Origin of the sequence: uncultured Flavobacterium sp. (genome assembly GCF_963922255.1) — a bacterium.
In the GTDB taxonomy this organism is placed as follows: domain Bacteria; phylum Bacteroidota; class Bacteroidia; order Flavobacteriales; family Flavobacteriaceae; genus Flavobacterium.
The window spans coordinates 1-2309 of the sequence record NZ_CAWUIC010000043.1 but is presented as its reverse complement, the minus strand read 5'-3'; the positions used below and the strand labels follow the sequence as shown (position 1 = coordinate 2309).

The following is a 2309-nucleotide window of genomic DNA, read 5'->3' as shown; positions in this document are numbered from 1 at the left end:
GTGAGTAAATTTTTAAAGTAAACAACAATAAAATTAAACATATTTTCTTCATATTCCTTTCGTTTTTTCTACGTTCCGCGAAACTGACGCACAACGTTTGGCTGCTTTGCATCAGTGGCTTGTGATTCAAGACTGACCACAACAAATATAAAACAAAAATTGGAAAATCCGACAGGATTTTCCAAAAGTTGACCAAGCCAAAGCCATTGTGCAAAACAGTTGTTAGGCAACGTTAATTGTTGTTTTTTATTTAATTGCTTTACCATCTTTTATTTTAAATTCCCCAATTTCTTTATCTTTCCAATATATTTTAAAATTCCCTGATTCTTTCCTCTCTTTAAAAACTGGAAACTGGAATGTAAAATTTAAACCACCTTTACTCTTAAAATTTTCTGGAACGAGTCTATATCTCAATTTTTTATCTTTTTTACCTCCAACTATGTTTCTAAAATAACTATAAAAGTCATAATTTTCAATTCCATCTTGAGAATATTCAGTAAACGAGTCTTCTTCATTTTCAACAAGTTCTTTAGAATCAGCATACCATTCTTTATCACCATAATAAACACGTTTAAGTGATACATAAGCAGGTCTGTAACGAATTTTATTGTCTACATCAACTAAAGATATATTATTAAAATCTATAGTTTTCTTTGATGAAAAATCTTTAAATTTTGCTGAAAAATAGACTAAAAATCTTGTTTCATCAGCGTCATCAACATTTTTTGAACACTCAAATTTTGCACCTCCAAAAATGTTTGGATTTACACCATAATCCTTCAAGTCTATCTTGACATCTTCAATCAAAGGAAATTTATATTGTGAGTAGCAAAAATTAATACATAATAAATTAATGGTTAAAAAAGCAATTAGATTTTTCATAATGTTAGATTGTTATTTTGATTTTAAATTGTGATATTCTCTGTATTTAGTTTTTTTTAATGTTGCCTAACGTTTCGCAGCTACAAGAAGTTGCGTACTTCGTTCACTGACAATTACAAATATAAACAAAACTTTGATTCAACAATTTCCAATTCTGATAAATCCCAAGCCTAGCAATTTCTTGTAACTGCTGTTAGTGGCGGTTTTGTTTTAGACAGTCGATTTATTTATCAAAGTTATAACATAGAAATTTTTTACTCTTGCATTATTAATAACTTCAATTGTGATTGTATTTTTTCCATCACTGTAAATTGTTTCAGAGGATTTTTTTAAAATTGGTTTATAATTTAGTTCTCTAAGTCTTTTTACAATATTTTTATAATTTTTTTTTGATCCAGTTTTATAATTAATTTTATCTACATGTGATTTTAGAGTAAAATGATATTCTACAAAAGATTCATTTGTGGAAAAATCCATATTTTTATCTTTCCATTCGTTTTTTACGGCGAAGACAAATATTCCAGATTCATTTTTGGTCGGCTGTAATTCAGAAAAAACAAACCAACCTTTTTGGGTTAGTAAATTCCTAACGCTGTCTAAGTTTTCGCTTTTCATAAAGAGAATTTCATCCAAACTGATATTTTGAGAATATCCTGTGTATTGGAGAAAAAGTAATATAATAAATATGTTCTTCATATCGTTTTTGTGAAAATCGCCACTAACGTTTTGCGTGTATGAGAAGTAGCGGATTAAAAAGCATTTCACTTTCAGTTTGGTACTGACTTTTATTATATGTGCTGACCTTTGATTTAGCACTAAAACCGCTATTTCTTATACACGCTGTTACCTGCTGGCTATTTTTATTTCAGTATATATTTCCTTTTTTATTTTAGAAAACATTTTTACTTTTCTGTCGGATTATCTTTTGGAAAAAAATTATAAACACCTTTACCTTCTGCAATTAGTTCATCATTTTGGAAGGCTTTCATTTTCGTTACAAGTATTCTATTTCCAAATCTAACAATTTTGCCTTCTACAATTATTGATGATGCTTCCGCTCCTTTCAAATAATCAACTCTTATATCAATTGTAGATAACTTATCCTCAAAAGATTTAAAGTGAGTTCCGCCCGCAATTCCTCCAACAGAATCCATTATTGTTGCAATAATTCCTCCGTGCCATCTATTTCTTCTAAAATCTCCGACTACTTCGTCTCTGAATGGAACACTAACCTTTACAAATCCTTTTTCAAGAACTAATAATTTTAGTCCTAAAAATTTATGAATTGGAATGTGTTGTTCAATTACTTGTTTAAATAATTCAATGTTTTGTTCTGTCATTTTTTTTAAGTTTTATTATTTTTTAGCTTGCAGGTAACGTTACCGCGCTTCTCGCAGTTGCAAGTTTTATCACTTACAATAACAAAT

General features: G+C 28.8%; 3 protein-coding genes. All 3 read right to left on the bottom strand.

The genetic code is table 11. The features are described from left to right. Window positions 1–246: 246 nt before the first annotated feature. The 3 genes from AABJ49_RS14250 to AABJ49_RS14240 all read right to left on the bottom strand — a co-directional run bounded on the left by AABJ49_RS14250 (window position 247) and on the right by AABJ49_RS14240 (window position 2222). Window positions 247–882, bottom strand: coding sequence for a hypothetical protein (locus AABJ49_RS14250; RefSeq protein ID WP_338378961.1), 636 nt, complete (start codon window positions 880–882; stop codon window positions 247–249). 210 nt (window positions 883–1092) lie between these two features. Further along, a complete protein-coding gene (locus tag AABJ49_RS14245; RefSeq protein ID WP_338378960.1) occupies window positions 1093–1578 on the bottom strand; it encodes a hypothetical protein in 486 nt (161 codons plus the stop codon). A gap of 206 nt (window positions 1579–1784) precedes the next feature. Then, window positions 1785–2222, bottom strand: coding sequence for a hotdog fold thioesterase (locus AABJ49_RS14240; RefSeq protein WP_140999460.1), 438 nt, complete (start codon window positions 2220–2222; stop codon window positions 1785–1787). Window positions 2223–2309 lie beyond the last annotated feature (87 nt).